This is a genomic window from Sporosarcina sp. ACRSM (genome assembly GCF_022346545.1).
Lineage (GTDB): Bacteria > Bacillota > Bacilli > Bacillales_A > Planococcaceae > Sporosarcina.
In genome coordinates this window covers 323261-344050 of sequence record NZ_JAKRNU010000003.1, presented here as the reverse complement: position 1 = coordinate 344050, position 20790 = coordinate 323261, and the positions used below count along the sequence as shown (strand labels likewise).

Annotated in this window: 26 protein-coding genes; 15 read left to right on the top strand and 11 right to left on the bottom strand. The window is 40.2% G+C overall.

The genetic code is table 11. The annotated features are described in order from the left end of the window. Positions 1 to 286: 286 nt before the first annotated feature. The 6 genes from MHZ95_RS07360 to MHZ95_RS07335 all read right to left on the bottom strand — a co-directional run bounded on the left by MHZ95_RS07360 (position 287) and on the right by MHZ95_RS07335 (position 5762). Positions 287 to 1231, bottom strand: a complete 945-nt coding sequence (locus MHZ95_RS07360) for an L-threonine 3-dehydrogenase (protein WP_239389964.1) — start codon at positions 1229 to 1231, stop codon at positions 287 to 289. A 296-nt stretch (positions 1232 to 1527) separates the two neighbouring features. After that, on the bottom strand, positions 1528 to 2760 hold the full coding sequence (locus tag MHZ95_RS07355) for a glycine C-acetyltransferase (RefSeq protein ID WP_370642940.1): 1233 nt from the start codon (positions 2758 to 2760) through the stop codon (positions 1528 to 1530). Between the two features lie 20 nt (positions 2761 to 2780). Next, positions 2781 to 3848 (bottom strand): hypothetical protein, encoded by a 1068-nt coding sequence (locus MHZ95_RS07350; protein WP_239389962.1) that lies wholly within the window; start codon positions 3846 to 3848, stop codon positions 2781 to 2783. Positions 3849 to 3935: 87 nt separating this feature from the next. Continuing rightward, positions 3936 to 4568, bottom strand: a complete 633-nt coding sequence (locus tag MHZ95_RS07345) for a YczE/YyaS/YitT family protein (RefSeq protein WP_239389961.1) — start codon at positions 4566 to 4568, stop codon at positions 3936 to 3938. A gap of 35 nt (positions 4569 to 4603) precedes the next feature. Continuing rightward, complete coding sequence (gene ybaK, locus MHZ95_RS07340) at positions 4604 to 5095, bottom strand: Cys-tRNA(Pro) deacylase (protein ID WP_239389960.1); 492 nt, start codon at positions 5093 to 5095, stop codon at positions 4604 to 4606. Positions 5096 to 5159: 64 nt separating this feature from the next. Next, complete coding sequence (locus MHZ95_RS07335) at positions 5160 to 5762, bottom strand: hypothetical protein (protein WP_239389959.1); 603 nt, start codon at positions 5760 to 5762, stop codon at positions 5160 to 5162. 450 nt (positions 5763 to 6212) lie between these two features. Between MHZ95_RS07335 and MHZ95_RS07330 the strand changes: the two genes are divergently transcribed. The 12 genes from MHZ95_RS07330 (at position 6213) to MHZ95_RS07275 (ending at position 13674) form a co-directional block, all read left to right on the top strand. Further along, a complete protein-coding gene (locus tag MHZ95_RS07330; RefSeq protein ID WP_239389958.1) occupies positions 6213 to 6677 on the top strand; it encodes a hypothetical protein in 465 nt (154 codons plus the stop codon). Between the two features lie 116 nt (positions 6678 to 6793). Beyond that, positions 6794 to 7075 (top strand): colicin immunity domain-containing protein, encoded by a 282-nt coding sequence (locus MHZ95_RS07325; RefSeq protein WP_239389957.1) that lies wholly within the window; start codon positions 6794 to 6796, stop codon positions 7073 to 7075. A gap of 141 nt (positions 7076 to 7216) precedes the next feature. After that, on the top strand, positions 7217 to 7483 hold the full coding sequence (locus MHZ95_RS07320; RefSeq protein ID WP_239389956.1) for a hypothetical protein: 267 nt from the start codon (positions 7217 to 7219) through the stop codon (positions 7481 to 7483). Further along, positions 7480 to 7992 carry a hypothetical protein gene (locus MHZ95_RS07315; RefSeq protein ID WP_239389955.1) on the top strand — a complete coding sequence of 171 codons (513 nt, stop codon included), beginning with the start codon at positions 7480 to 7482 and terminating at the stop codon, positions 7990 to 7992. The genes MHZ95_RS07320 and MHZ95_RS07315 overlap by 4 nt, the downstream gene beginning before the upstream one ends. 419 nt (positions 7993 to 8411) lie before the next feature. Then, positions 8412 to 8771, top strand: coding sequence for a hypothetical protein (locus MHZ95_RS07310; protein ID WP_239389954.1), 360 nt, complete (start codon positions 8412 to 8414; stop codon positions 8769 to 8771). 146 nt (positions 8772 to 8917) lie between these two features. After that, on the top strand, positions 8918 to 9085 hold the full coding sequence (locus MHZ95_RS07305) for a hypothetical protein (RefSeq protein ID WP_239389953.1): 168 nt from the start codon (positions 8918 to 8920) through the stop codon (positions 9083 to 9085). 171 nt (positions 9086 to 9256) lie between these two features. Further along, positions 9257 to 9814: a hypothetical protein gene (locus MHZ95_RS07300; protein WP_239389952.1), complete on the top strand. Its 558-nt coding sequence runs from the start codon at positions 9257 to 9259 to the stop codon at positions 9812 to 9814. 266 nt (positions 9815 to 10080) lie between these two features. Beyond that, positions 10081 to 10200 carry a putative holin-like toxin gene (locus tag MHZ95_RS07295; RefSeq protein ID WP_239389951.1) on the top strand — a complete coding sequence of 40 codons (120 nt, stop codon included), beginning with the start codon at positions 10081 to 10083 and terminating at the stop codon, positions 10198 to 10200. Between the two features lie 375 nt (positions 10201 to 10575). Then, positions 10576 to 11169 carry a hypothetical protein gene (locus MHZ95_RS07290; protein ID WP_239389949.1) on the top strand — a complete coding sequence of 198 codons (594 nt, stop codon included), beginning with the start codon at positions 10576 to 10578 and terminating at the stop codon, positions 11167 to 11169. A gap of 1134 nt (positions 11170 to 12303) precedes the next feature. Further along, entirely contained in the window at positions 12304 to 12552 is a 249-nt protein-coding gene (locus MHZ95_RS07285; protein ID WP_239389948.1) for a hypothetical protein, read from the top strand. Between the two features lie 317 nt (positions 12553 to 12869). Next, a complete protein-coding gene (locus tag MHZ95_RS07280; RefSeq protein ID WP_239389947.1) occupies positions 12870 to 13016 on the top strand; it encodes a hypothetical protein in 147 nt (48 codons plus the stop codon). Between the two features lie 148 nt (positions 13017 to 13164). After that, entirely contained in the window at positions 13165 to 13674 is a 510-nt protein-coding gene (locus MHZ95_RS07275; RefSeq protein WP_239389946.1) for a hypothetical protein, read from the top strand. A 200-nt stretch (positions 13675 to 13874) separates the two neighbouring features. Here MHZ95_RS07275 and MHZ95_RS07270 read toward each other — a convergent pair whose 3' ends face one another. The 4 genes from MHZ95_RS07270 to MHZ95_RS07255 form a co-directional block, all read right to left on the bottom strand. Further along, positions 13875 to 14318: a hypothetical protein gene (locus tag MHZ95_RS07270; protein ID WP_239389945.1), complete on the bottom strand. Its 444-nt coding sequence runs from the start codon at positions 14316 to 14318 to the stop codon at positions 13875 to 13877. Continuing rightward, positions 14287 to 15546 (bottom strand): replicative DNA helicase, encoded by a 1260-nt coding sequence (locus tag MHZ95_RS07265; RefSeq protein ID WP_239389944.1) that lies wholly within the window; start codon positions 15544 to 15546, stop codon positions 14287 to 14289. Before MHZ95_RS07265 ends, MHZ95_RS07270 begins: the two co-directional genes overlap by 32 nt. Beyond that, on the bottom strand, positions 15543 to 16346 hold the full coding sequence (locus MHZ95_RS07260) for a DNA replication protein DnaD (protein WP_239389943.1): 804 nt from the start codon (positions 16344 to 16346) through the stop codon (positions 15543 to 15545). Before MHZ95_RS07260 ends, MHZ95_RS07265 begins: the two co-directional genes overlap by 4 nt. 191 nt (positions 16347 to 16537) lie before the next feature. Next, a complete protein-coding gene (locus tag MHZ95_RS07255) occupies positions 16538 to 17665 on the bottom strand; it encodes a trans-sulfuration enzyme family protein (RefSeq protein WP_239389942.1) in 1128 nt (375 codons plus the stop codon). Between the two features lie 242 nt (positions 17666 to 17907). Between MHZ95_RS07255 and MHZ95_RS07250 the strand changes: the two genes are divergently transcribed. Both MHZ95_RS07250 and MHZ95_RS07245 read left to right on the top strand, forming a co-directional pair. Continuing rightward, a complete protein-coding gene (locus MHZ95_RS07250) occupies positions 17908 to 18345 on the top strand; it encodes a general stress protein (RefSeq protein WP_239389940.1) in 438 nt (145 codons plus the stop codon). 419 nt (positions 18346 to 18764) lie between these two features. Then, positions 18765 to 18983, top strand: a complete 219-nt coding sequence (locus MHZ95_RS07245; protein WP_239389939.1) for a hypothetical protein — start codon at positions 18765 to 18767, stop codon at positions 18981 to 18983. A 185-nt stretch (positions 18984 to 19168) separates the two neighbouring features. Here the strand turns inward: MHZ95_RS07245 and MHZ95_RS07240 are convergent, their stop codons facing one another. Further along, on the bottom strand, positions 19169 to 20125 hold the full coding sequence (locus MHZ95_RS07240) for a bile acid:sodium symporter family protein (RefSeq protein ID WP_239389937.1): 957 nt from the start codon (positions 20123 to 20125) through the stop codon (positions 19169 to 19171). Positions 20126 to 20306: 181 nt separating this feature from the next. On the opposite strand from MHZ95_RS07240, the gene MHZ95_RS07235 reads away from it, so the two are divergent. After that, a complete protein-coding gene (locus MHZ95_RS07235) occupies positions 20307 to 20759 on the top strand; it encodes a hypothetical protein (protein ID WP_239389936.1) in 453 nt (150 codons plus the stop codon). Positions 20760 to 20790: the final 31 nt, after the last annotated feature.

Sequence of the window (20790 nt, the reverse complement as noted above, 5' to 3'; positions counted from 1 at the left end):
TGAAGAAAGTTATGAGCACTCCCTAACTCCTTTGATCACTTGAAGAAAGTTATGAGCACTCCCTAACTCCTTTGATCACTTGAAGAAAGTTATGAGCACTCCCTAACTCCTTTGATCACTTGAAGAAAGTTATGAGCACTCCCTAACTCCTTTGATCACTTAAAGTAAATAATGAGCGCGCCAGACGTAGTTTGATCGTTTAAAGTAGATTATGAGCTCCCCCAAAGTATTGCGTGCACTCCCTCCATGGAATAAAGGCCTCGGAATCAGTTCCGAGGCCTTCTTTTCAAGCTTTCAGTTTCAATTGTAATTTCTCCAGCATATCGACAGTCATTTTATCAAGATCATATTCCGTTTTGAATCCCCATTCCTCCACTGCTGCGGTTGCGTCGATGGCGTCGGGCCAGCTATCGGCGATGGCTTGGCGTTCCGGGTCGACGTCGTAGTCGATTTCGAAGGTTGGGATTTGTTTACGGATGGCGGCTGCGATTTGAGAGGGTTCGAAACTCATCGCGGTGACGTTGAATGCGTTGCGGTGGACGAGTTTTGCAGGGTCCGCTTCCATCAAGTCAACGATTGCTTGCAGTGCATCAGGCATATACATCATGTCCATATAGGTGCCTTCCGCAATATAGGATGTGTATTTTCCTTCTTGCAATGCTTTGTAGTAAATATCAACCGCATAATCGGTCGTTCCTCCGCCCGGCTGTGCTACATAGGAAATGAGCCCCGGGAATCGGACGCCACGTGTGTCCAGACCGAATTTATGGAAATAGTAATCACAGAGCAATTCCCCTGCAACTTTATTGACCCCATACATCGTCGTCGGGCGTTGCAGCGTATCTTGCGGTGTCCCTTGTTTTGGCGTGGACGGTCCAAAAGCACCGATTGAACTTGGTGTAAAAAATTGCAAATCCAGTTCACGGGATACTTCCAACGCATTCATCAATCCACCCATATTGAGATTCCAAGCGAATAATGGATTTTTCTCCGCAGTGGCAGACAATAAAGCAGCCATATGCATCATCGTATCCGCTCCGAAATCTTTCGCGAGCACGTGCATTTTATCCGCATCGGTCACATCAAGTCTCTCAAACGGTCCCTCTTCCTTGTTATCCGATACCCGTATATCCGTTGCCAATACATTAGCCGTACCGTATTCGGCGCGAAGCTTCGCAACCAACTCTGAACCGATTTGACCAAGCGCGCCTGTTACCATAATTTTCTTCATTCTCAACCACTCCTTACCTTAAAACATATGTATTTTTAGAGAGGACATTAATTTTTAATTTAATATAAAACCCTTTAATATTAACTTTAATATACTATAATTCGTTCTCCCCAAAAATACAACTAAATTTTAGTGAAAAATAAATTCTTTCGATGAGAACGCTTGAAAAGAAAATTCCAACGATTTTCCGTTTATCTCAGTATGTGTTCGTTTCAGTAAAAATGCGCATGATTCTTTAAACTTCGCCCCAACAAAAAATCCCGGACAGCACAAAGGCTATCCGGGATTTCTCGTAATTATGAAATGACGCCGAGCTCTTTTCCTACTTTTTCGTAGATCGCGAGCGCTTCGTCGAGCATTTCTTTTGTATGGGCTGCAGTCGGCATGTTGCGGACGCGGCCTTTTCCTTTGGCGACTGTCGGGAAGACGATCGATTTTGCGTAGACGCCTTCTTCCGCCAGACGTGCTGAAAACTGTTGTGTCAACTTCTCCTCGCCGATAATGCATGGCGTGATCGGCGTTTCGGATACACCGATATCGAAGCCTAATTTCGCCAATCCTTCTTTTAAGTAGTTTCCGTTTTCCCATAGTTTGTCATGCAGCTCTGTGGATGCTGTAATCTTATCGAGCGCGCCCATGATAGCAGCGACATCGCCTGCCGGGAGTGCTGTTGAGAATAAGAATGGACGGGAACGGACTTTCAGCCAGTCGATCAAATCTTGTGAGCCCGCCACATAACCGCCGACAACACCGATCGCTTTGGAAAGTGTACCGATTTGGAAATCGATCTCTTTTTCCAAACCGAAATGTTTCACAGTCCCTTTCCCTTTTCCAGTGACGCCAGAACCGTGCGCATCATCCACATAGGTGATCAAATCGAATTCTTTGGCGATCTTGACGATTTCCGGCAAATTCGCAATGTTGCCGTCCATTGAAAAGACGCCATCTGTAATGTACATCACTTTTTCATATAGACCGGATTCCGTCGCTTCTTTCGCTTTCGCTCGTAAATCATCCATGTCTTGGTGATTGACACGGATAATTTTTGCACCGGACAGGCGGCAGCCGTCGATGATGGAAGCGTGGTTCAATTCATCGGACAAAATGGCGTCTTTTTTCGTCATGACAGCGGAAATGGCCGCCATATTACAGTTAAAGCCCGATTGGTAGGCAATCGCCGCTTCCGTCCCTTTGAATTCCGCCAGTTTTTTCTCCAATTCTACGTGTATATCAAGCGTTCCGTTAATGGTTCGGACCGCCCCTGCACCGACACCGTATTTTTCAGTCGCTGCAATCGCTAATTTTTTTAGGTCTTCATCCGTCGCAAGTCCAAGATAGTTATTGGAAGATAAGTTCACCAGTTCTTTTCCTTTGATTTTGATCTTCGGGCCATTCGGGCCTTCTACTGGATCAATTTCGTTGTAGAGCCCTTGATTGCGGAGCTCTGCTAAATTTTCCGTTAAAAAAGTATTGAGTATGTTAGACAATGGAATCTTCCTTTCAAACAGGTGATGCCTCCATAGTAACATACGACCCCGATGGAATGAAGTCAGATTAAATTCAATAACGCGATCGCTTTCTTTTCAAAAACGGGCTGTTTGATAGCGGTATCCATCGTGATTTTCATACTGTTTTCAGCCTGTGCATAGGCCTGCATATAACCGGAAGCATCGAGCATTGTTTCGGCATAAATGCCGCTGATCACGTTAATTTTTTCATCGGCTTCTTTATTTTCCTCACACATTTGCACGAGGTCGAGAATTTCGTCTCCCGTACGTTCAGGGTCATACGCATGCGGTTTCGTCGCATCGAAAAGACATACCGACAGTTCGGGGATCTGAACGAGATCGACACCACTCGGATCCAAGCCGCACCAACCGTAGAGCACATCGAATCCCCGCTCTTCCGCTTCAGCGCCCACCGCTTTCATCAGCGTTGACTTCCCTGTCCCTGGCAGCCCTTTAATGAGCATGCGCCGCTCCAAATCTCTCGTAATCGATGGAATAAAATCTTGCGCCCCCGCCGAAGTCAACGAGCCGATTAGACGATGGGAGACACCTGCAGACTTATTCAATCGAATCGTGCCAAAGAGCTCTTCCTTCAAAGCTCGTATGCGTTCTTCATGGAACTCCCACATCATGCGCTCGATATTGACCGCTTCCCAATCATCGTGAATCTTCTTCGCTTCGGATAGTGTCTGGAGTGCTTTTTCGAGTGCGGTTTCCGATTCCGTCAGCTTTTCGACGATGACACCATTTTTTTCACGCAGCAGATTTTCATCGTACATATCATAAAAACTGATGACGCAATGTTTTCCGCCCAAATCCGATGGTTCGAGGGCCACAGGATGCGATGCCTGCAAAACAAGCAAGTTCGGTCCATTTACATAGATGGCGTCCGTTTTATCGGGTTGAATAGGACTCATGAATTTATCAACGTCAAACCCCCGCTTCAGATAAAGTGCTGCCGTTTCATTCAACACATCGGAAAGGGTATTGGTAGGTGGACATTTCAGAAAAATCGTTTTGGACGCATTGGCAATCAATTTATCGTACTTATGGGAGATTCCAAGACCTGTATAGGCTGTCCCCATATATTGGGTTATTGTTCCATACATGCTCATCATCCTTTCTCTACATACGATTAGCCTATGCCCAAATCATAAAAAAAAGCACGGCTCCATCGCCTATGCTTCAAAAAAATTTCAGTATAGTAGATTTTCATTTTCTTCATGAATGATTTTCAGTAAAAGCTTCCGACATTGCGGCAATGTATAATGGACGACCTGCCCTAAAAACAATGCAATCAGAGCCGTCCCAAAGCCGATCGGCCCCCCGAATATCCAACCGATAATGGCCACACACACTTCGATCGTTGTCCGGATTTTCTTTACACTGGCACCTGTTTTTTGGACAAGCACAAGCATCAGACTATCGCGTGGACCTGCACCGATATTCGGACAAATATAAATGCCAACCCCGATTCCTTGTACGATAATTCCTCCCGCAAAAATGATCATTTGCGCCCAAATCGCAGTCATATCCGGAATCATCCAGTTGAATAAATCAATAAAAGCCCCGACCAACACCATATTCAACCATGTGCCGATTTTCGGCCATTCCCTTAACACAACAGCCGTGGAGGTGACAATGATACATCCCGTCAAAACGCTCCACGTGCCAATCGACAATCCGAAATGCTGGAATAAGCCTACATGCAGGACATCCCAAGGTCCGATGCCAAGCCTTTGCCCTTTAATAGTCATGGAGATCCCTAAGGAAAGGACAAGCATCCCGACCAAGTAAAAGGCCCATCTCCATAATAAAACTTTTCTCATACACGCCCTTCTCTCTTTAACGCTCAAACATCCTTTCAATCTTTTAATACATCATGAAATGTAGAATCCGTCACTTGTGCCAAATGTTCCGGTAACAGCTTCATCTGCAAGCCGATCTTTCCGGCACTGACAATCATATAGTCTAGTTTTTCAGCGGACTGATCCATGAATGTCGGATATTTCTTTTTCATTCCGACTGCCGAACAGCCGCCCCGCATATAACCTGTTTCTTTTGTCAGCTCTTTCAGCGGGAGCATCTCCAGCTTTTTCACACCTGCCACGCGCGCCGCTTTTTTCAAATCCAATTCCTTAGCGACGGGGACTAAAAAAACAAAAAGTTCTTGGGGCCCTGCAATCGTCACAAGCGTCTTGAAGACTGTCTCCATTTCTTGACCGGTTTTATCCGCCACGGAAACGCCATCGAGCAACCCGTCGTTGACCTCGTACGCTTTGAGCTCATAAGGAATCCCTTCTCCATCTAAAATGCGTACCGCATTGGTTTTCACTTTTTTCTGTTGTTTTGCCATGCGCTGTTAACCCCTTCTTCAAATATGAAAAGGCCGCCATTGGTTGGCAACCTTCTCGGATCATTTATGCGATTTTATAAAAACTCGGACGTTCGATTTCAAACCCATTTCGTTTCATCTGTACATGGAAAGAGTAGGACGAAATGGCTTGATCATATCGTTTCTGCAGTAGGAGCACTTCCCTGTCAAGAGAGGGAAGGTCCTCGGATGCCATGCTAGCCGTTTGCAATTCATCCTGAAACAGCTCCGTTTCCACTTCCGATTGCGCCCGCTTCTCCAGTGCAATCTGCGCTTCGGTCTGCCTGATGTTCGCCGAAGCGGTTGCCGCCAGCTGATAATCCGCAGTGGATGGTTCCGGTACCGACAGCGCATCCGCCCGCACACCTCGCCACAAATCGATCGTCTCCTCGAGCGTCTTCCCTACCGGAAACGTCACTTGTTTCACTTGACCGGCGTCAAGTGTTTGAGGGGGTTGACGATCTGATTGGGGCGTCGCGGCTGGTCCGCCCTCACCTGCCAATAAAGCATCCAGTTCTTTCAACACTTTCTGATTTTCCCCGTTGTAACGGGCATGGCGATCATAAGCGGCTTCCGCATTTTTACGCCGGACCGCATCATATCGTTGCAATGGATCCCTTCCACTGGCATAGGTCATCACAGCATTCATGGATCCTCACCTCCGCAAAACCGTATTTGCAAAATTCTAGTTCTTCCATTATACCCGCTGCAATTGAAACAATAAACACAACAAAAGGGCTAGCATTAATGAATTTATAAACTAGTGCTTTTTGCCATTATGAGAACAGTAGATACTCAGATAATAAACCTAAAACTATATCACTCCCAATTTATCAAAAGAAAAAGGTTATACTTATTATTGGAGGTGTGAATATTCAATAAAAAAGGAAACATTGGATAGGTTTATTTGTTGGAATTGTGGTTTTATTATCTGAAATTTAATTCCCAATACAAGTCTTATTACCCCAATGATAATTGCCGGATTATCTGCTTTGGTCGGTGGGTTAATGGGGATAAGCTATTTCCAAATATATCTCGAAGAAATGCCCTTAACTAACGTAAAGAGGATTTTACAGAAATTACAGGAAGACATCTCATATTGAACGGGCAGGTTAGCGCAACAAGCGTGTTAACTTTTGTTGCGCAGTTGGAATCAAAAGGGAGAGTTAATATCGTGGAGATTTCCAAGAAAAAGACACTGAAAAATCGGATTGCTTTCTTAATATTAATTTTAGTAATGGTTGGTGGAGCAACGTATTATGATGTTTTCTATACACCTAAAAATTCGTTAGAACTATATCAAGCAATTTCATTTGCAGATGACTTTGAAGACGCAAAGAAGTTAATGTTAGATGGGTATGAAGCTAATTTCAAGGAAGCAGATTTTGAATTTATAAATAGTTTGGATACGTCTCCAAATCGTGTAGGTCAATTCACTTTTTTTGAATATGACGAAAGAACTTTTGTGGTCATGACTTCACCAGGTACAAAAAAATTAGAAGTGCTTGCAGTTGATGAATTGCCAACAGATATTAGGAATTACTTTCTCCAATTAGCACAATAAATCCTCAGCTCAATTAGGGGTTAAACACCCTTTTCTTATCTTACTAAAGGGGTTAGTATAATAAGAAAACAGTAGAGAGAAGAAAATTAAAAGTTACTTATTGTGGGTAGGGAAAAATGGACGTAAACAAATACAAAAAATTGATGGTGGATTTTTTAGAAGAGAAGTTATCAGCAGATGAATTTCAAACACAATATTTTAAAGTGTTTAAAGAATCGGATGATATAATGGCCAAACCCTTATTTGAAATTCTGAATGGGGTATTTGAATCAGCAGATTGTTACTGGCATGAGTGCCTTCCTGGACAAGAGACTACATTCGAAATATCAGAACAACAACTAAGAAAAGAAATAAATGAAGCATTAATTAAATTAAATAACCTGTTACATAGTCGTTAGAGCTTCTTTAACTAACGGGTGCTTTACTTCAAGAAGGAGTAAAGCCTTTTTTCTTATTACAAATAGAGAATTTACTTAAAATTGGAACCCCCATTCGTTTCAAACGTAGTAGAAGTAGTATTTTGATTTAGGGGTGAAGGAATGGTCAGAAGAAGAGGAACGTATCGAATAAAAATTCGTGACAAGCAGCTCATTTGTTTATTTTGTCAGCACGATGAATTTCTGCATCGTGAAGTTTATATGGATTTAAATCCTTTAGAGGAACCAATAACAGAACAGCTCACATTGCAAACATTTTCCTGCACATCATGTGGTGATATCCGGATGTTTCAAGAAAAGAATCGATTTGATCATACGTTACAACAACATGTATCTATTATTGAATACACGGAAGTGACAAAAGTATGAGTGTCGATTATTTATCGCCGGAAAAAAGTCGTATTACGATTTTTGATGAGCCCGTTATTTGTAGTTTTTGTTCACATGATGTGTATATCCCCTATGAAGTTTTTGTGAATGTTGAACAACCAGGTGTCGGTGTACGTCATGTCCGTTATCTAGCAATTTGTCAACATTGTGGGCAAGCCAAACAATTTGGAGATCCAAGCCATTATGATTCTGAAAAAGAGGATTTTATTTGGGCCTTGAATCAGTATTTAATTTCCATTAGAAGTTATAGGATTAAAATTTTATTTTATGTCGGGAAAACAAATAACGATAAAATAACTAGTTTTACAAATAAGCTTATGCAAGATTTTGATATAGAAAAAGAGGATATAAAAATCAGAAATTCAAAAGGAATCGCAGAACTTCAAATAAAGATTTCTAGTTTAAATGAAATACAAAATATCAGAACCCATATAATGGATATCGCAAGGCGACTTTATATAACGATTAAGGAACTGATCATTAAATAGATTTTCTAGGTGCTGTCATTATGAGTAAAAACATTATTATTGGCACAATTAGTAATGTTTTTCTCCAAACAAAATCAACCTCAGTTTTTCTGGCTACTCAGACGGTTCTTTCTTGTTTAACCTTACAGGCTCCAATCAGGCTATTTAGTGAAGTTTGGAGGTGTGTAAAGTGGGTGTATTAGCTGTAATAGTCACAATAATATTTGGACTTTCAATTTTAGTGTCCTTCCTCTCTTTTTTCTATGCTGTGAGTAAACTTTCATGGAGAGCTATGTTAGTTTGTTTTATTACAAGTCTTCCTATTTCTCTGTACTTTCTAAGCGGTAATCCACCCATATCTTTTATAGGTTTATCGCCTCTTCTTTTCTTGATCTTAACAATTTTATTTCGGATGCGCTTTCAAAAGGAGGTACTCTAAATTGAAACTGATTTGTAAATCCTGTAATTTAGAAGTTTCCAAACAAGTATCGGAGTTACTAGACTTGAATTTGTTGGATAGGAATGTTGGTCACAATTATATTCCTGAAGGTTTTTATGTAATTGATGATGGAATAACTTACCCAGTAGGATTAAAAGGTTATATCCTAATTAACATCAAGGATTTAACGAATACAAACTACCATTCGGATCAAAGCAGGTTAAACGGTTGTTGCGGATATGATGGTTGTGATGGTCTGAATAGGATTTGCTTAAATAATCACGAAATCGGTACGGAACGCTCTGATTGCTGGATGCCTCATTATGTAGCATTTAATCCAGAGTTAGTACAATTAATTTAACAGATATATTTATTATTTTTTCACAAAGGAGGTTATGAAAAGTCGAAAGGAAGTATAGTACGTATTCCATCATTCTAATTGTCGTTGGGATTTTTATTGCGTATATGATTTTCCCACCATTCAATTTAACCTTCGGAGAGTGGTCTATGGTAGCCATACCCATTGGTTTTGCTATCTATTTAACAGGTGTAGCACTTGGAATTATCGCTTTCATTAAGAAGGAAAAAGGGTTTATTAAATATATCTCGCTAATTTCCATTTCATTGGGTGTTTTATTTGTTGTATTCCTCTTTTCGATATTCGGAGGGATCTAGGTAATGATGAAGTAGCAACTTAACAAACTGATGCTTTACTCGAAGATCATTGAGCCACGTAGAAGTATGTTTTTCTTGTTCAACTAAAAGTGAAGGTTATGATGACGTGTATACAATAAATATTAAATCAAATACTACTAAGGATAATGAAAGAGAAGGATGTGTTTATCCTTGGTTCAAAAAAGTCTTTTTATATTTTTCATTGTTTCTTTTTTCACTCTATTCTTATCAGCTTTTGAAGAGACCGATGAAAATACAGTATCTGCAATACTAACCGCAAAAGTAGAAGCACCTTTTAATGAAGATGCACCCATTCGTAACGCCCGAATTATTGTCATAAATTCACTAGGCGCGGTAATCGGAACAGAGTTAACAAATTTTGAAGGCGAAGCAAATATACCTGTTACGGTTCACAAAGACCCTAGATTCCCCATGAAAAACATGGGAGAAGTTACTGTCATAGCAGTTGCGAATGGCTATAACGAGCATATAAACTTCAGTGTTCCGATAAATGAGTTAAACGATAATTCAGCAAGAGTTTCTGTACCTCTCTGGAATATAGATTCAAACAGACGAAATGAACCGCAATTTCTCAATGGCAGTTTTCATCGTTTTGCAGTTTTTGAAATGCTTGATTATTATGCTGAGAAAGTAGGATTAAAAAGGCAAGAGATAACCGTAGATATTGGAAAAGAACCACCTTGGAGTTCTGAATTGAGAGTTGACTAAAGTGATTGGCTTTCCTTTTGTTTCAAGGTAGTCCATTAACTGTACATCCACCCTATTCTGCGCCAGCTCCCCTCTTGAATGGGATGCAAAAAATCCGGCTCCTCTATTTGATTGCTTAGCCGAGGGGCCGGATTCTCCATTATGGGATATTGCTGTGCATTCTTTCAAGATCCCTTACAGCTTACCGAAATTATGCTAAACTAAGGGCAGCAGTCGTATAAGGCAGATGAGCGGTTGGCACTCCCTTCTGAAAGGGGGTGTTATAGATGACGGTAACCTTTGAAGCTATGAATATGCTATTTCAATTCGGCATATTCCTTGCTACAACATTAACAGCAGTTGTAGCCATAATAGTTGCAATCGTTATCACAAATCAAAAAAAGTAACCGCCATCACCTCTAGCCAAGGATAAACATGGGGTTACTTTTTTTGTTACACTCACTTGTTATACTTGGTCAACCGCTCTTCAAGCGGTATGTGACTGTGACTAGCTGGACGTTTGCCGACGTTCAGCTTTTCTTATTATACGTTGATTGTAGCATAATCATACCGCTTAATTCAATCCACGCACTTACACTGTAACGTATGAAAAAGACACAATGCAAAATCACCGCCCCGCTTCTTCCCACTCATCTCCCCCATATTTTCAATAACCCCAAAGTGATAGCCGGTAATAAGGACAGTTTTGTTGAAAAGATAGTTATTTGAAACTTAGGACTATTTATGAACGTATATATAGAAAGAAAGGAGTTGTATTTATAATGAAAAGCAACGGGATGTTAAAGTTTGTTATAAGTATTTTCTCAGTTCTATTACTCTTGGCAGGGTGTTCGAGTAAACCTTCTGTAGATTTAGTCGGCTCAACAGTTGAAATTCGAAGTGATGAAGCGAGATCAGGAGGAATCGGGATTACTTCAGGCGAAAAAAAGGGAGAAATTATAGTACCCGTTGCACTCAGTTATGAGTTCGTTTTAAAGAATACCGGTAAAAAGAATCTTGGGGAAGCCAAAAAGATAAATGAATTGAACTTTGTATTTGACGATGGAATAAAGGTTAGAATCGAACCTCATGAAAAGTTGAAAGCCATTTCAGAAGAAGTGATGGGTATTAATATTTATAACGAAGAAGAAAATTTAGGTATGGGACTATCGAGTATGCCTGTTCTTGAACCCAATCAGGAAGGCAAATACACCTTTGATTATACTTTAGGAGCGTTAGAGGAAAATCCCGAAATAAGACTTGCCCCGTCGCCCGAACAATTGGAGAAATTAAAGGAACATGCGATGGATGCAATTTTAATTGTGACGGTTGAAGATGAAGAAATCGCACGTTTTGACCTTAGTCATTCAGAATAATGTTATAATTATATACAAACTTTTATAAGAAGATTAAAGGGAGAATTGATTACTAACGGATGTCCGTAATGGATCGACCTTCCTCCCCCAGCTAACAAAACAGCAGGTGGTGATAATTATGTACGAAACCAATGACTCGTATTTCTTTATTTTTGATACACCTTCCTTAATTATGATTGGTGTCGCCATTATTTTGGTAATAGTTAGTGTTTTCTTCTTCAAAACAAATAGGAAACAAAATAGGGAGAGGTAGTTATGCTTTTACTGTGGTACGCTTCATTTTTGACATCAATGATCACATTGGCGTTCGGGATTTCTAGGCGTTCTTGGCTTTTCATGCTAATCAGTACAATTACTTTTATCCCTATCGCCTACTATTTTTTCGGAGCAAATAATGCTTTCAAATATGTAGGCCTGATCCCAATTGCTTTTCTGTTGTTGACGGTATTCTTTTGGTTCCCAGGAAGAAAACATACTATATAATTCGGTGAACAGGCGCTCCACTCAAAGTTCGTAGGGCTGCTAGACGGCTCTTTTCTTTATTGAACTATTGGACCAAATCGTTAAGGTAAACTGTACTTGACTCCCAAGCACCAATAAAAATCGTGTCCTTCATATGAAAATGGACACGATTTTTTATAGGATCAATTTTATTTCAACCACATCTTTTCCACAACAATCTTAATCCGCGTAGAACTAAAGGGAGGTTAGTTGAAGAGTGTTGTTTAACTTGTGTTCAACAATCGGTTCAGAGTGCGGAAGAAAGAGAATGGATTTCATAGGAAGTAGGTAGCCGTTTGAAAAAGAATGTTATCCCCCATTTATATCTATTGTCCGGAATACTTATATTTATTTCGAATGAAGGGGTTTTCCAGTCATCTGGTTTTTATGGTCACCTGTTTTATTATCTTTCAAATGTCATGATATTAGTTAGCATTATAGTAATAGTAAGCAATTTATTCAGAAGGAAAAGCGAAGAAAATTGAATTTCACCAATCGGACGCGATTGTTTAAGAAGCGTCACTGTTTTTCTTAAACTAACAAGGCAGGTTAGTTCAATAAAGGTAATATAGAAAAAAAAAGAATTTGTTCATATAAGGTATTATTCGTTTTATAGAGGAAGGGGTATTTAAAATGACAAGACGAGGTACTGGAATTGCGTTTATAGCTATATCTGCTTTTTTAATATCAACGAAATATATAAGTGCTGCAATTTTTGGTTCAGGGGTTTCAAGTTGGAGTCAAGATTTATTCGATGGGATGTTATCTTATGTAGGATATACTTTAAACATTTTTAGTGTGCTGTCTCTACTTGTAGGTATTCTTTATATCGTATGGGGAGAATATGAAGAATTAAAACTTAAAAGGAGAACTAATAAATAGTCTTCTTCAACTAACGGGGTGCTTTACTTGAAGAAGGAACCAAATCCTCGGCTTCGTGATAAGCGAAGCAGAAAAATTTCTTTCTCACGATGAAATGTATCCGAAAGAAAGGAATACGCCCTATTCTGCGCTAGCTCCCCTCTCGAATAGAATATAAAAATTCAGGCCCCTTCTAACTGATTTCTTAGTCAAGGAGCTAAAGAAGCGAATTTCTTCCAATAGAACCTCGTTGAATAAACTATTTCCATTATGTTTCCCTAGAGGAAAGTAATGTTAAACCGGAATTACCAAGTTATATGTGGCGGGAGGAGATATTGTTGTTGGGATTTGTGAAAGACTTTGCAGGTGCTGTATACGATGTTTTAAAATTTATGATATGGGCGGTTGCCTATTTGTTTGCTGGTATGATAATTGTTGCAGTTCCACTGTATTTGATAGCTTGGATCTTTGGACTTTTTCAGTGAACAACTTCGATTAATGGGTGCTTTACTTGAAGCTTGTTAAGCAGCTTAGATGGCTCTTTTTTCTTGTCCAACTAAAGAACAGGTTTGTTTAGACTGATGTAAAGATTTCACAAGCGTTTTTTGCTTTTTCAGGAGGGATTTTAAGCAAGTGGAGAAAAAATCGAAGAAATTTTTAGTTCTCACTATCGTCCTATCCATCTCTTTAAATCTCATCTTTGCTATAAATTATTTTGTAGAAAAACAAAATAAAAAAATTGAGTTAATAGAAGCAGTAGAGTCTATCTTGAATCGAATTCATTATGCAGATAGTCTTTTAAACGATGGAGACGATAGTACATCCGATTATGAAAAATGGATTATGTTAGCAGCATTTGAAATAACAAAAAGTAGAAGTTTGGTTGATACACATGAGAAAGATTTACCTCCGAATCTCGTTTCTTGGATTGGTGATGTGGAATTAGGGCTAAGGAGTGGTGCTCTCGAAGCGAATGAAAGTAGCTTTAGACGTACTGCGCAGAACTTGAAAAATTTTAATGATGGGGTTGAAAAAGAAGTTCAAAACTTACATAACGGAAAAAACCATACTGAAATACTGAAAATTGTTGAAGATGTCCTCAGTAGCCAAGAATATATGGGAAACAATTATATAAGTAAATAGCATTCAATTAACGGGCGCTATCGTTATCACAAATCAAAAAAGTAACCGCCCATTCCTTTGACGAGGACTAAGATGGGGGTTACTCTTTGGTTTAACACCTGTTCGACCTTGGCCAACCGCTCTTCACGCGGTATGTTAACTGTGATCAGCTAGACGTTTGCAGACGTTCAGCTTTTCTTATTATAGCATCAGCATACCGTTTAATTTAATCCACCCATCTCCCCCACATAATACGGAAACTGAAGCACTTGCCGCTTCACTTCCCGGAATGACTGCCATTTTTGCGTGTCTTCACAATACGCTCCGGCGTCCATTTTGTCACTAACATCTCGAATCGTTCGCGCGAGTTCGCCATACATTTTATGATGCTCGGCACGCGCTTCATCCTCTCTTTCTGCCAAATAGAGTGCGAATCGTTTGGAGCCCATGGGTATAATGAAAAGCTTTATGCCGCACATCATCAAGCGGTTGTCATCCCGCATTTTTTGAATGGCTTCATAATCCAATTGTTCATATGGAATCGCGCTCGCTGGATCTTCCAGCTTCACGATTCCTTTTTGCACGGCATAATAAATCGCATGCGCTAAATACGGTTCATCATATGTAACGGCATCAGCCAATAGCTCTTTCACTACTTGCCCCATAGCTCAAAACCTCCCCGGTAAATTTGTTGTAATGCGCGATTGCCGTCCCGACCGGACCATTCCGATTTTTTGCAACGATCAGCTCCATCACACGGTCGTCGTCATCTTTCGAGTAATACGCCTCGCGGTATAAAAAGAGTATGACATCCGCGTCTTCCTCGATGGATCCCGATTCACGCAAGTCTGCCATCATTGGACGCTTGTCCTGCCTTTGCTCTACAGCACGGCTAAGCTGCGCCAACGTGATGACGGGGCAATTGAATTCCCGTGCCATCGCTTTTAATTCCTTCGTGATGCCCGACACTTGCAAATGCATATTATTCTTGTATTCTTCCGAATGAATAAGTGTCAGATAATCAATTAGAATGAGCGGTTTCAACCCATGATATTCACTCATCGTTTTGCGTATTTTCATGCGCATTTCCGGAATCGTTTGCCTGCTGCGATCGAAAATCTGGATCTTTGTTTCACTCAATACCCCGACGACTTTCGACCAGTTTTCTTTTTGTCTTTCCGTTAATAGGTTGAATGGATCTCTCATCCGACTTCTCGAAAAGCGTCCAGTGGAAGCGATCAGCCGATCTCGTAAGCTGGCTTTTGACATTTCGAGTGAATAGAGGATCGGTACATACCCTTTCCAGCCCGCTTGCTTTGCAATATGGAGCATGACGTCCGACTTTCCCATGGATGGCCTTGCTGCCAAGATGGTCAATTCCCCGTCCTGAAAACCGTTTGTCATCTCATCCAACGCTGTGATTCCTGACGGTGCTCCGTCTTGGATTTCTTTTTCTACAAATGGATCCTCGTACACTTCAACGAGCATGGACGAGATGTCAGCGTGATCACTCACACGATTGTCCGTCAATAACGCCAGTTCGGTCGTAATGCGATCAATTGACCAATTTTCTCGTGCCGAAAGATGCAGTATATTTTTCTTTTCACGCTCCCGCCACACTTCCAACAACGCTCCAACATGATCATCGAATCGTTCAAGCTGCGCATAGTTCGTCAAGTCGTTCAAATAATTTGCGCCGCCTAAATCTTGTGGACTGTATGACGTGAGCAACGTGATGAGATCGACGGTTTTCCCAGCTTTCCGAAGCTCTACCATCGCCTGAAAGATCATCCGATTTATCGGATCTGTAAATTGGGAAGTGGATAAGTTTGACTCCGCGATCAAATAATTTTCTTTCAGCATCGAGCCAAGCACCGCTTTTTCTGCAATCATAAGTCTTCCCCCTTCGTGAGGTCTAGCCTAAATTCCTCAACCGACTTTTTGGGTAAAATTCGAATTTGCCCTTTCATCCGTTCTTGCTTCACCTGAAAAACCATGCGGTCCCAATTCCGCCGCAAGGAAGCCGGCGAGAGGATGACTTTATGCCAAAAAGAATGTGCCTGTGACCATTTCATCAAATGCTTGACCTGTTCGATTGTCCGCTGATCCCGTTCCATAATCATTCTGAATTCATTGGCCCATTCTTGAAAATTCGGCTCATATGTACCCGGATGATTCATTTTTATATGGTCAAATAGTGAATAAGCAAGTTGATAAAAAATAGATGATTCGTCGTAAACTTGTTTGCGACTATTACTTTTCTTTTCATTCTTTACATTCTTTACATTCTTGTTAGCTGTTAACTGTCTGTTAGACGTCTGTTGCCCGTCTGTTGAATGGGCTGTTGAAGGCCTCTCTTCACCTTGATAAACGCCCCAGTTTACAATGGTTATCAGTCGATTATGGGGTGTTGATTCGTCTGTTAGAAATTCGTATTTTGCAAATCGTTTGAGCGCCGTCCTTATTTTCTGGACGCTGCTATTTTTCCCGCATTTTTGGACGAGCGATGGCAAAGACGTCACGAATTGACCGGGACGGGCCGTCAACGGCTTCCCTTTCCATTCCCACTGTTTTTCGCAATGATTGGCCATCATCAATAAAGTGACTAGAAGAACTTTTTGCTCCGGCGTCGCCTCTGTCCAAATCGGCTTTTCCAACAGTTCCCGATGCAATTTAATCCAACCTTTTTCCATAACAATGCCCCACTTTCGATTATTTTTATGATCAGTCGCTTCATCCTATATATAGATAGTTGAAGTGGAAAAGTGGACATCGGGCGCTATTTATTTTTTTAAAAAGCAATTTAATGACAAAAAAACACTGGAAATCCATCGATGGATTTCCAGTGTTTTATATTTTGACGTCTGAATGAAATTTGTATGAACTATTCAAGAGCTTGTATCAAATCTTCTTTCAGATCCTCTACATTTTCAATTCCAACCGATACCCGTAATAGATTAGCTGGAGCCATCGTACCGCTTCCTTCAACTGAAGAACGGTGCTCGATTAGGCTGTGGGTGCCCCCTAAACTTGTAGCACGCATGAATAATCGTAGCTTTGCTGCAACAGCCATCGCCTCACGCTCTCCGCCTTTCACCTGAAATGACAGCATACCACCGAACGAGCTCATCTGCCGTGCTGCAATAGAATGTCCAGGATGACTAGCAAGTCCAGGGTAATGAACAGCTTCTACATTCGGATGTTGCACTAAAAAATCTGCAATTTCTGCCGCATTCGAACAATGGACCCTCATACGCGCGGCTAATGATTGCACGCCGCGTAATGCAAGCCAACAGTCGAAAGGAGAAGGCACAGCACCTTTTGAATGTTGCCAAGCACGTAGATTGGTCAACATCGGACTATCTGCTTTAGCGATAACAGCACCGATCATTAAATCACTATGACCTCCTATATATTTCGTCACGGAATGAAGCGAAAAATCAATACCAAGCGTTAAGGGAAGCTGCAAAACTGGAGTTGGCCACGTATTATCAACTACGGTGTAAGCGCCACCCTCCTGTGCTAGCTTGGCAATAGCTTCAATATCAGTGACCTTTACAAGTGGATTAGACGGCGTCTCGATCCAAACCATACCGGTGGGTGCACTTTTTATGGCTTCTTCAACCTCCTGGAGGTCTGTCATATCAACCATCACAAAGTCAAACTTTGAACCAATATCCGTTTCAGTAATAAGAGAACGAATACCAAAATACATATCGTCCGGCATAATGATCCGACGTGGTTTATCGGAAGGCAGTGCTTCAATTAATGATGCGATGGCAGCCATCCCTGATGCGTATGTAACGCAATCGTGACCTTCCTCGAGCGAGGTAAGGCACTCCTCCAGCGCACGACGATTCGGATTATCTCCACGACTATATAGGAATCCATCTGTATAAGTTCCATCTATATCCCGTTCGTATGTAGTAGAGAGATGGATCGGCGTAGTCACTGCACCAGTTAAACTATCAACCTGGCGTCCAACATGAATAGCCTTCGTTTCAAAACGCATAAAATTTCCCCGCTTTCGCATAATTTTTTAAATAATCGTGCTATAGAATAGTGTATCATCCCCCCTCCTTGAATTGAATGTGTTGGTCAGAAAAAAAAAGAAAACACCTTCAAAACAACGGTGTCCAACAATTTTTGAGCTGATACTATTCTTCAATAGTAAATTCATTTGCAGGACAGGTGAAATATGTCTAGAAAAACTAAAGAACGGGTAAAGGATATATAGTTGGGAGGTAATTTTTAATGAAAAATCATGTTATTGGCGTATATGAAAATGAACAACAAGCGGCTGAAGTCGTGAAAGATTTAAAAGAGAAGGGCTATACCACTGAGGAAATTTCAGTGATTGCTAAAAATACAACAGAACTATCCGAAATCACACAGGAAGTAAAACCCTCCACTAAGGATGGAGCCATTGCCGGAGCTGCAACTGGAGGAGCCATTGGTTTAGCGGGAGTGATAGCAGGATTATCCACTATATTGATTCCTGGAGTTGGCGCTGTGTTAGCTGCGGGTCCTATTATTACAACAATTGGAGGAGCAATCCTAGGGGCCAGCTCTGGTGCTGGCGGATTCAAGCATGCTCTTATGGAAATTGGAGTGCCAGATGATGAAGCTGAACGCTATTCTAATGACGCTCAGGATGGTAAAATCCTAGTGTTTCTTCATCCCAAAGAGTAAGGCGGATTGAATGGTTAACAGTTCCTCTAGTAAAATGACAATAAAGCTATTTAATTTTAAAATAAAACAAGCATCACCCCGTTCTAAATTTAGGACGGGGTTAAAATATATGGCTTCGTTCGCAAATTTCTTACATACATAATCCCCTTCATACCTGATGAATTTTAGTCTTTTTATCACTGTTCATTACCAAGTTAACAATTAGCCATACTACTGATACTTAGTTAGAACTGTTGAATCCTTTCAGTCCCGATGAACGTATTAGGAGTAGAACGATTTCTTATTCAACTAACGATGTGCTTTACTTTGAATTCGTTGAGATGCTTAGAGTGCTCTTTTTGCTTATTGGACTAATTAGGTAGTAGAGTTTAATAAGTGAATGATTTTTTAGTAGTAAGGAATACACAAGGAGGGGTTATATGAAATTATTTTTATCAATAATTTCAAGTTCTATTTTGGGTTACATTTTATTATTAATGGGACCTGTTGGAGGTATTGTTGCTTTGGGGATTGTAGTAGGTTGTATTTTTAGGGGCTTGTACTTACTAAACGATATTCATAAAAGAATTTCAACTATAACACTCAAAGAAGATAAAGTTCAAAAAGCATATAGAGATTATTTAGAGGAAAAAAGGTGAACTGTTGATTGAATTAATTTGATGCTTTAGTTAAAGATTATATGGCGATTTTGGCAGCACTTCTTACTTTTTGAAATAACAGTACAGGTTGGTCCAACAAGGACAAAGAAGTTCCCATATCACACGAGACAAAAAATCTGTAGTAATAAAAAAAGAACACCGCCAAAACAACGGTGTCCAACTATTTAGGAGCTCAGCGGATGATTTAGAGGGACTGCACTTTTTGTAGCTATCTTGCTAAACACGGAAGCTAACACTTGTTGAAATAACATGCCGAAAACAACAGGCATGGCTACTTTACTTGGAAAATAGGTCGTTGCCACAATGACGCCGAGTGCAATATTTCTCATGCCTCCGGTAAATATTAAGGTGATCATTTGAGGATAGTCCTTCAAAATAGTACGACCGATGAGTAAAGCAAAAGCATAACCCGAGACAGCTACGAAAAACACTAACAGTAAAACTGAAATTAAATGTAAGTTAAAATCTTTCAAGTATGGAGCGATCGCACTACTATTAATCATAATGACTGTCAGTAAACAAAGCTTTGAAATCGGAGAAAGTTTCTTTCCATATTTCTTTGGTATCTCCCCTTTTGAAAGTTCATTCACTAAAATCCCTACAATAGTGGGCAGCACAATCATTAAAATTAAGTTAAGCATCAGTGATGCCACATCTAAATGGATTTGTTCACCTGAAACGATATGGAGCATTGCTGGGATGATAAACGGAGTAAGTAGCGTATTAATCAAAATAATCGATAAGCCTAACGGCAAATTTCCTCTGCAAATATTGATCCAAATCACACTGGATACACCTGTAGGTACTGCAACTGATACGATAAAACCGACAGTCAATAAATGGTCATCGAAAATGACAGTCGATAAAAAATAAACCCATAAAGGCATCAAAAGGTGAAGGAAAACAATGGTGAATACAATGAGTACTGGATGCTTCACAAAAATCTTCACGTCTTTAAATTTCATATGCAAGCTTCCTGCAAATGTCATGAAAGCAAAAAGCCATGTGACGAGAAATAATAAATGATGCCCAACACTTTCTAATAAAACCCCTAAAACCACACTGAGCGGCGTTAAGATAGCAATATATCTTTGGAGAAAACTATTTAGTTTTTCTAACACAGAAAGACCTTCTTTTATTGTTTTTTAGCGTATTACATAAAATGTTAAACCTTGTAAAGGATTATATCAACCCAAAACTAGTTTTAAATCCATTATACGGAGGCGTAATGGATCAAAGTTCGGGAACTTAAAAAGGAAGGGATTGTCATTTTGGTTCCTGAATTATTTATGGAGGTATGAGATGAGGAAAAGGCTCTTAACAGCAGTACTATCTGTTATTTTATTTGCAATAATTTTTTCTTGGTTTTTCTTTGTTCCCAGTTCCCAGCGAGAACCTAATGTTTATTACTTCGGATTTTCCGAAACGTTTGTTTTTGTCATTCTTTATGCCGGACCTGTTTATTTACTTGCGGGATTACCAATTTCAATTTTGATTGACAAATTAGCTGCAAAGTTCCAAAGAAATTCAAAATGGAAACGTTATTTTTTCGGGTTTGGTTTATATTCATTAGCGGGTACACTCGTTGGTGCTCTTCTTCTAATTCTACTTAATCAAAATGCTAACCTATTTGATGTTATTCCCTTTTCAATATGCTGCTTAGTAGCATCTAATCTCTACTATCACTTGTTATTGTTGGTTTCAAAAATAGATTTAGTATTGAACAATCGGTGCAGTTTTGTACAAGAAGAGTAAAATGGAAAGGATCTCAGAATGAGTGATGGAC